Below are 7,451 nucleotides of genomic sequence, written 5' to 3'. Positions count from 1 at the left end.
GGCCACCGGCGTGCGCTGCTCCGGACGGAACGGTTCCATGCCAGGGGCCTCGCGATACAGCGACTGAGCCAGTTTGACCACGTTGCTCCAGATCAGCTTGAGGCCGCGGGCCGAGGGGAACAGCTCACGCACCTGGGCGTCCACCAGGGCGGCGATCTCGTCGTTCCGGCGTGGAATCCAGGGGTCACCCGGGGTGAGCACGCACTGCAGCAGGGAACCCTCCCCCTCGCGCCGGTAGTCGGCCGGGCTGGCCAGGGCAAGGTCGGTGAAGCAGCTGAAATCGGCGTCGGCGGTGTACAGCAGGTTGTCCAGTCCACTCGCCGTGCTGAGATCGCGGCGGGCGGCGGCGTGGGCCTCGCCCTCCCCCAGCTCGGTCACCCAGCCGTCGTAGCGCAGCTGCACCGTGGCCACCGGCACCGCCTCCAGCCGGTAAATGTTCTCGAACTGGGCATAGCGGCGCCAGGAGGGCGGCAGCAGACGCTGGATGCCGGGCACGTCACAGGCCGCCAGGTAGGCGTCGGCCTCGACGCTGATCTCGCCATCGGGGGTGCCCAGCCTCAGGCCGGTGACCTGGGGAGCGACCTCTGGCCCCACCCCCTCGTCGAAGCAGACCTCACTGACCCGGTGCCGCAGGTGCAGCCTGGCCCCGCGAGCTTCGATGTAATCGAGGATGGGCTGGTGCAGCCAGCGGTGCGGCGAGCCCTTGAGCAGATTGAGCTTGGAGGCCTCGGTCTTGGAGGCGAACATCATGAAGATCGTGAGCATGCAGCGGGCCGAGATGGCTTCGCAATCGATGAAGCCCAGGGCATAGGCGATCGGATCCCACATCCGCTCCACGCTGCGGGCGCTGCCGCCATGGCCGAGAAACCAGTCGCGAAAGCTCATCCGGTCGAGGGAGCGGATCACTCCCATCGCCCCCTCGTAGTCCACCAGGCCACGCACGATCGGGCTGGTGCCCAGGGCCAGGGCATTGCGCAACTTGTCGATCCAGTCGAGCTGCGGTGTGGTGAAGAAAGCCTTGAGCCCGTTGAAGGGAGCGCCGATCGGGAAGCGGAAGTCGAGTTCGCGCAGGTCTCCGCCCTTGTTCACGAACAGATGGGTGTGCTGCTTGGGCAGGAGGTTGCCGAAGGCTCCCACCTTGCGCATCAGCGCAAACAGATTGGCGTAGTTGAAGAAAAAAACGTGCAGGCCCATCTCGATGTGGTTGCCGCCGTCATCGACCCAGCTGCCCACCTTGCCGCCCACGAACGGGCGGGATTCGTAGAGGTCAACCTGGTGGCCGGCATCACAGAGATCAACCGCGGCGGCCAGACCGGCCAGACCCGCTCCCACGATGGCGACGCGCACCCTTGACTCCTTCACGTGCGGCAACTCTATGGAGCCGTCCCTGGCGGCGGCGGGACACCAGAGTTCGGGAGGCCTCCATAGAGTGATCTCACATCCCGTTCCACCTGTCCAAGTCCTTGCCCATGAGCAGCCCCACCACCGATGCCCCCGCCACGGTCCAGGAGGCCGCCACCACAGCGGTTGTCGCCCCAGCGGTGGCCACCCACACCGGCAAGGACGGCAAGGGCATCCGCATCACCGAACCGGCCATGAAGCAGCTGGCCGCCCTGATGCAGCAACAGGGCAACGACAAGCTTCTGAGGGTGGGGGTGCGCTCCGGTGGCTGCAGCGGCATGAGCTACACCATGGATTTCATCGACAGCGCCGCGATCCGCGGCGACGATGAGCTGTACGTCTATGAGCCCGACGGGGCCCCTAGCTTCCGGGTGGTGAGCGATCCCAAGAGCCTGCTGTACATCTACGGCATGCAGCTGGATTTCAGCTCGGCCCTGATCGGTGGCGGCTTCAACTTCACCAACCCCAATGCCAGCCAGACCTGCGGCTGCGGCAGCTCCTTCGCGGTCTGAACCTCCCCAGTTCCGGGCCTCCAGCGTGGGAATCTGGGTGTCCCTAAGCAGCCGCAGCCGATGACGGCCACCTCCAAGTCCGCCGAATCCCTCTTCGATCAGGCCATCGGCCGCTATCAGCAGGGGGCCGCTGCCGCTGACGTGATCGACGACTTCCTGACGATCACGGCCCAGGCTCCCCGTCTCTCCGCCGCCTGGACCTGTCTGGCCTGGCTGCAGCTGCTCGAGGACCAACCCGAACCGGCGCTGCGCTCGGCCCGGATGGCGGTCAAGCTCAACCCCCAGGATCCCCAGTCGCGGGTGAACCTCTGCCTGGCCATGCTCGAGTCGGGCGCTAAAGGGGTTCGTGAGCACATCGATCTGGTGCTGCGCATCACCGCCGTGTCACCGGAGCTGGCCAAGGAATTGAACGAATCGATCGCCGATGGGCTCAGGCGGCGCCCGGGCTGGGAGTCCCTGGAGAAGGTCAAGGCCTGGCTCCAGGGTTGAGCCAGGGAGACACCCCGATGGGCGATCGCACCCGGCGGGTGCTGTTGCTCAGCAATGGCCATGGAGAAGACCTCAGCGGCAGCCTGATCGGGCAGGAGTTACAGCAGCTGGGGCTGGAGGTCGTGGCCCTGCCGCTGGTCGGTCATGGCGGTGCCTACCGCCAGGCAGGTCTGTCCGTGCTGGGGCGCACCCGGGAATTCAGCACCGGCGGCCTGGGCTACACCAGCCTCGGCGGACGCCTGACTGAACTGGTGCAGGGCCAGGCCACCTACCTGCTGAGACAGCTGGTGCTGTTCTTCAGAGAAGCCCGGCACTGCGCGGCGGTGGTGGTGGTCGGGGATGTCATCCCCGTTCTGGCGGCCTGGTGCAGCCGCCGGCCGGTGGTCACCTACCTGGTGGCCTACTCGAGCCACTACGAAGGCCGCCTGCGCCTGCCCTGGCCCTGCGGGAGCTGCTTGCGCAGCGGCCGCTTCAGGCGGGTGTTCAGCCGCGACGCCTTCACGGCCACGGACCTCAGCCACCAGCTCGGACGCTCTGTGGATTTTCTCGGCAACCCCTTTCTCGACCGGGTCATGGAGGGGACAGCTCCCCTCGACAGGCCAGGGGCCGGGGCACCCATCCCCCGGCTTGGGCTGCTGCCAGGCAGCCGCCTGCCCGAGGCCCTGCGCAACTTCGAGTTGATGTTGCAGGTTCTCACCCGCTTGCCCGCGGGCCTGCAGACCAGCAGCGGCCTGCACCTGGACACCGCCCTGGTGGGAGCCATCGACGAGGCGACGGTGGCCAGGCTCAGCCGCCCCCTGGGCTGGCGCCTGGAGCCGAAGGGGCGTCTGCATCGAGGGGAGCTGGAGCTGAGGCTGCACTGGGGGGAGTTCCCAGCGGTGGTTCAACAGGCCGACCTGCTGCTGGCGATGACCGGCACGGCCACAGAACAGGCCGTGGGCCTGGGAAAACCCGTGGTTCAGCTGGCGGGGGGCGGCCCCCAGTTCAGCCCCAATTTCGCCGAAGCTCAACGGCGGCTGCTGGGGCCCTCGCTGTTCAGTGCCGAGGGGGAACCGGGCTCGGAACGCAGCCTGGCCGGCACCGCCGAACTGGTGGGCGAGGTGCTGCGCCAGCTGCGGCACACCGATCTGGGGGAGCGCTGCCGGCGCAACGGCCTCGAGCGCATCGGCGGTCCCGGGGGGGCCGCCAGGATGGCCGAGCAGATCCTGCAGGCCCTCGATGACCCCTCAGCCCCGCTCCAGTGATGCCGTCAGCGCTGAAGCCCTGGCGCCGCGGTTGAAGCGCTGGATCGACACCGTGCTGGTGATCGATGTCTTCCTGGTGATCGCGGGGGCGATCTGGTTCGCCCTGGCGGTGGCCCTGCACAGCCAGCATGTGGAGGCTCCACTGCAGCTGCTTCAGCGGCTCTGGGATCCCCTGTTCACACCGGCGATCGGCCTGCTGATGGCGGCTGCCCTGGTCAGTGGGCTGCTGGGCTGGTGGCAGCGGCAAGGGCTGAGTCGAGATCGGGGTAGCGAAAAGTGAAGCCCTGGGGCTCCAGCCGCTCAGAGACCACCTGCTGGCCTTCCAGCACCACCGCGGCTCCGTCCCCGAGCATCAACTGAAGCACCGGCGCGGGCACCGGCAGCAGGCTGGGACGCTTCAGCACCCGGCCAAGGGCAGCTGCGAAAGGGCCCATGCGCATGGGCTGGGGAGCCACGGCGTTGTACACCCCCTCGTAGGCCGGGGTCTCCAGGGCGGTGGCAATCAGCACGCAGAGGTCGCTGCGTTGAATCCAGCTCATCCACTGGCGGCCGGAGCCGATCGGACCGCCCAGGCCCGCGCGGAACACCGGCAGCATCTTGCCGAGGGCTCCCCCATCGGGGCCGAGCACGATGCCGATCCGCAGCTTCACCACCCGGCAGTCGGCGGGAGCCTGATCGGCAGCCGCCTCCCACTCGCGGCAGAGCTCGCCAAGGAAATCAGGCGCCGCAGGGCTGGACTCACTGAAGCAGGCGTCCTCGCTGCTGCCGTAGTAGCCCACGGCGGAACCGCTCACCAGCACCCGGCCGGGCCGGGGATGGGCCCGGAGCGCCTCCACCAGAGCACTGGTGCTGTCCAGGCGGCTGTCGATCAGCCTGCGCCGCTGCTCCTCGCTCCAGCGCTTCTCCGCGATCGGCTCCCCGGCCAGATTCACCGCACCCTCCGCCTCGGCCACGGCAGCGAGCAGGGCAGGCTCGCGCCAGGAGGCCGCCAGGGCCGGATCCGCCTGGATTCGCCGCAGGCCCGGGTGCTCCAGCCCCGCCAGGGGCTGACTCTGGCGGCTCACCACCACCAGCTGGTGCCCCCTAGCGAGCAGGAGGGGCACCAGCTCGCGCCCCACGAACCCCGTACATCCCAGCAGCAGCAGTCTCACGGGCCCAGGCAACACACACCATCCCCGAGGCTAAGGGGGGCCCCAGGCCGCCCGGCAGGACCTAGCGTGAACTCAGAGCAGTGACGACTGTCCATGGCCCAGATCCCAACGGATGCCACCGCCCCCAAGGCCACTCCCATCAAGAAAGGCACCCTGGTGAAGGTCAGCAAGAGCGCCTACCTGGGCAGTCTTGAAGCGGCCGCCAGCGATCCCACTCCCCCCGACTATCTGTTCGAAGGCCCCGGCGAAGTGCTGGCCCTCAACGGTGACTACGCCCAGTTGCGCTGGCGCCTGCCGGTGCCGGACGTGTGGCTGCGGCTCGATCAGCTCGAGGCCTGCTGAAGGCCGATCTAGTCATCATCGGATCTCGGCTCCTATTCAGAGATCGAGGCGGCGGCGTTCCTCCTTGAGGCGACTGCGCCGCTGTTTGGCCTCCCGCAGCATCTCTCGGCCATCGTGCAGGTAGCTGTCGACGTAGCCCATGGTGTAGCGCTCCAGCTCCAGCAGGGCGTCCTGCACCTGGCTGAGGCAGTGGTAGAGGCTGAGGCCAAACCCCCGGGCTTCGCTCGGGCAAGGGAGCGAGCGGTAGAGGGCCTCAACCCTGTCCATTCGGCTTTTGCTCTGCTCCAGGTAGGCGCAGAACGCCTCCATCAGGCTGTCGTCGTAGGGATCGGCGGCCAGAGAGCGCAACTGGCTTGGGAAGGGGTTGATCACCTGGGCAAGCAATCGATCGATCGGCCCATAGACCTGCTGCAACCAGCCCAGCAGGGCCCCGTCACGGTCAACGCCGCGATGGGCTGGTGTGGCGACGCTCGAGCCGCACCGCCTGCTCCGGGCTGAGGGTTGCCGGCTGAGGTCATAGGTGCGGCGGCGTTCGCTATCCCCCAGAACCGCCCAGGCGGCATTGATCGCCAGGATTGCGGTGTCGTCCCCCCCGGCATCGGGATGGTGCCGCTTGACCAGGGCTCGGTACGCGGCCTTGATCGCATCCGCCCCCGCCGTGGCTGGCACGCCCAGGACGGCATAGAAATCGCTGCTGGCCAAGGCTGCCTTCAAGGGGGGTGATGGCGGCTGGAGCCATCATGGCAAGGGCACCAGCCATGAAAAAGCCCCCTGACGGGGGCGGTGGTGTGTGAGGGCTTGAACGAACTAGAGCAGCAGGCTCAGAACTTGAAGGTGGTCTGCACGAGACCGCCGAAGTTGCTGAAGCTGTTGTCGTAGCCGGTGAGCTGACCCAGGGGACGGCTCAGGTAGAAGATCGCCGGGGTCACGGCAATGTTGTCGGTGACCTGGAACTTGTACCACCACTCCCAGACGTAGTTGCCATCGGCGGGGGTGGTGTTGCCGGAGTCGTCGCTGCCGCGGGAGAGAGCCGTGGCGAAGACGGGCTGACCGACAGCCATACCGGCAGCGTTGCCCTTGGCGAACAAATCGTTCCACTGCAGGCCGACGAACCAGCTCTGGCTCGTGCTCACGTAGGGGTCGACGTACTCAACCCCATCGGTGTTGTTCCCATTGCTGGAGAGACTGTTGATGCCCCAGCCAAGGCTGATCGAAGGGATCCAGCCACTGGTCTTGGGTTGCCAATAGGCGTTGGCGGCGAAGTTGTTCGACTCACCATCCACCAGGAACCAGCTGTTGCTGGCCACGAAGTTGGTGCCACGACGGAAGTTGGTGGCCTTCTGACCATAACGATAAGCCAACGACACGTTCCACTGGGGAGCCGTGTAGTTCAGCTGAGCCAGGAAGTTCCCGCGTGCACAATCGGTGCCGATGCCGCCTTCGCTGCTCGAGCAGACGTTCTCGTTACCATCAAACGCCTGGCCGGAACTGCCTTGCTGAGCCACATAGCTGGCGGAGGCACTGAACCGACCACGGCCCTTCTCCACATTCTGTTTCCAGATCACAGCGCCCAAGGCACCGGTGGCTTTGTTGTAAACGCCGGGGGCGCCCCAGAGCTGGAAGACATCAAGGATCTTGTCACCGTTTCCGCTGCCATACAGCGACGGGGTGACAGCGACCGACTCCGTATTCCTGGCCTTGGGACCAACAATGAAGGTGAAATCGCGACCCACAGGGAAGCGATAGTAAAGACGATCAATTCCGATGGAATCGGTTCCGCCAATGCCGCCGCTCGCCACATCCAGGGCCGTGAGATTCACGCCATTGCCGCTGAACGCGTTATCGAAGTTACCGGAACGCAGACGGGTATAGAGGAGGTCCTTGCCGGTGAAGCTGGTGAGCAGGTTCAGCCGGAGGTCGTAGTTGAAGGTGGTGGCGCCGTACTGAGCATTGTACTTTTCAGCAGCATCACGGCTGCCAAAAGTGGGCGACGAACCGAAGACACCGGCACCGGGGCGATCACCGCTGGCATTGACAGCGCCTACAACGAAGGTGGCCTGACCCTGAAGTTTGGTGGTAGTGGAGAACTGGGTCGCCTCCAATTCACCAACCTTGGCTTCAAGGCGATCCACACGGCCGCGCAGGATGGCAAGTTCCTTCTCGAACTCCTTGAGCAGACGACGCAGCTCGTCGGTCACTTCGGTGATCCGATCGAGGCAGGCGTTGAGCAGAGCGGCGGCTTCCCAGCGGCTCAGGGGCTTCTTGCCGCGGAAGGTGCCGTCGGGATAACCGGCGACGCAACCGTAGCGCTC

The 7,451-nt window shown here is 66.5% G+C and carries 9 protein-coding genes; 5 read left to right on the top strand and 4 right to left on the bottom strand.

All coding sequences use genetic code 11. The annotated features are described in order from the left end of the window. Window positions 1–1,347: 9,9'-di-cis-zeta-carotene desaturase (gene zds, locus KBY78_RS14275; protein ID WP_255144156.1), on the bottom strand; the 1,347-nt coding region annotated here is incomplete at its 3' end. A gap of 122 nt (window positions 1,348–1,469) precedes the next feature. On the opposite strand from zds, the gene KBY78_RS14270 reads away from it, so the two are divergent. The 4 genes from KBY78_RS14270 to KBY78_RS14255 are packed head-to-tail and all read left to right on the top strand — an operon-like array spanning window position 1,470 to window position 3,926. Beyond that, on the top strand, window positions 1,470–1,913 hold the full coding sequence (locus tag KBY78_RS14270; protein WP_255144155.1) for an iron-sulfur cluster assembly accessory protein: 444 nt from the start codon (window positions 1,470–1,472) through the stop codon (window positions 1,911–1,913). A gap of 60 nt (window positions 1,914–1,973) precedes the next feature. Then, the gene (locus tag KBY78_RS14265) at window positions 1,974–2,402 is read left to right on the top strand and encodes a hypothetical protein (protein WP_006172231.1); all 429 of its coding nucleotides are present in this window, start codon (window positions 1,974–1,976) and stop codon (window positions 2,400–2,402) included. Window positions 2,403–2,419: 17 nt separating this feature from the next. Continuing rightward, a complete protein-coding gene (locus KBY78_RS14260; RefSeq protein ID WP_255144153.1) occupies window positions 2,420–3,646 on the top strand; it encodes a lipid-A-disaccharide synthase-related protein in 1,227 nt (408 codons plus the stop codon). Further along, on the top strand, window positions 3,621–3,926 hold the full coding sequence (locus KBY78_RS14255) for a hypothetical protein (protein WP_255144152.1): 306 nt from the start codon (window positions 3,621–3,623) through the stop codon (window positions 3,924–3,926). The genes KBY78_RS14260 and KBY78_RS14255 overlap by 26 nt, the downstream gene beginning before the upstream one ends. Here the strand turns inward: KBY78_RS14255 and KBY78_RS14250 are convergent. Then, window positions 3,862–4,797: a TIGR01777 family oxidoreductase gene (locus KBY78_RS14250; protein WP_255144151.1), complete on the bottom strand. Its 936-nt coding sequence runs from the start codon at window positions 4,795–4,797 to the stop codon at window positions 3,862–3,864. The two genes, KBY78_RS14255 and KBY78_RS14250, sit on opposite strands and share 65 nt — an antisense overlap. A gap of 93 nt (window positions 4,798–4,890) precedes the next feature. Between KBY78_RS14250 and KBY78_RS14245 the strand changes: the two genes are divergently transcribed. Continuing rightward, window positions 4,891–5,139, top strand: a complete 249-nt coding sequence (locus KBY78_RS14245; protein WP_255144150.1) for an NAD(P)H-quinone oxidoreductase subunit O — start codon at window positions 4,891–4,893, stop codon at window positions 5,137–5,139. A 36-nt stretch (window positions 5,140–5,175) separates the two neighbouring features. Here the strand turns inward: KBY78_RS14245 and KBY78_RS14240 are convergent, their stop codons facing one another. Both KBY78_RS14240 and KBY78_RS14235 read right to left on the bottom strand, forming a co-directional pair. Further along, window positions 5,176–5,841 (bottom strand): J domain-containing protein, encoded by a 666-nt coding sequence (locus KBY78_RS14240; RefSeq protein WP_255144149.1) that lies wholly within the window; start codon window positions 5,839–5,841, stop codon window positions 5,176–5,178. Window positions 5,842–5,960: 119 nt separating this feature from the next. After that, window positions 5,961–7,451, bottom strand: a 1,491-nt coding sequence (locus KBY78_RS14235) for an iron uptake porin (RefSeq protein ID WP_255144148.1), incomplete at its 5' end; no start/stop codon positions are given.

This window comes from Synechococcus sp. EJ6-Ellesmere (assembly GCF_024345875.1).
In the GTDB taxonomy this organism is placed as follows: Bacteria; Cyanobacteriota; Cyanobacteriia; order PCC-6307; family Cyanobiaceae; genus Regnicoccus_A; species Regnicoccus_A antarcticus.
Note: the sequence above shows the minus strand (reverse complement) of the source record. Positions and strands in the feature narration are given on the sequence as shown.